This window comes from Virgibacillus sp. M23 (assembly GCF_034190895.1).
Classification (GTDB): Bacteria; Bacillota; Bacilli; order Bacillales; family Amphibacillaceae; genus Virgibacillus; species Virgibacillus salarius.
In genome coordinates this window covers 1-546 of sequence record NZ_JAWDHA010000185.1, presented here as the reverse complement: position 1 = coordinate 546, position 546 = coordinate 1, and the positions used below count along the sequence as shown (strand labels likewise).

Below are 546 nucleotides of genomic sequence, written 5' to 3'. Positions count from 1 at the left end.
CACTAGGCGATGTATCCACTATAATGACAACATGGCCCTCAAGAACATGATTCGCGGCCACATCCGGTCTTTCTGTGTAGCGCACGAGCGGAAAAGGATTATAGTTTTGATTAACAATGAATTCCTCGACAGTTTTGTCGGCCAGTGTTAATCCATCGACATCAATGGAAGCAACTTCCTTTTCCACGATCTCAACCAGATCCGGATCAGCTATATCTTCTATATAACAAATGCTTAAATCCGTCTTTGACCGTTCGCCAACTTTCGTCATCTTGACTCGAAGGCGTTCGTCTCTGATCCGCCTTCTGAGAAGGGCCGTAGTGACGACGATATTTTCAACAAATCCGTCTCTGGCTCCCCTGACTACCTTTTCCGTATCTGGTTCTTCCGGATTTCTGCCCGGATAGCTCCTGACATCAATGATAAATGCGAAGCCTGCGCCTTCAACAATGACTGCGACGAGCCCGGACAGCACTTGGTCGGTGGTTTCATCCAAGGTTTTTACTTTTTCGACCTGGGCGTTAAGCAATCTGTTTTCGACAATAT

Annotated in this window: 1 pseudogene; it reads right to left on the bottom strand. The window is 46.7% G+C overall.

The features are described 5' to 3' along the window. Positions 1–546, bottom strand: a pseudogene (spoVAF, locus tag RVS70_RS21950) (spore germination protein SpoVAF); the annotation flags it as partial.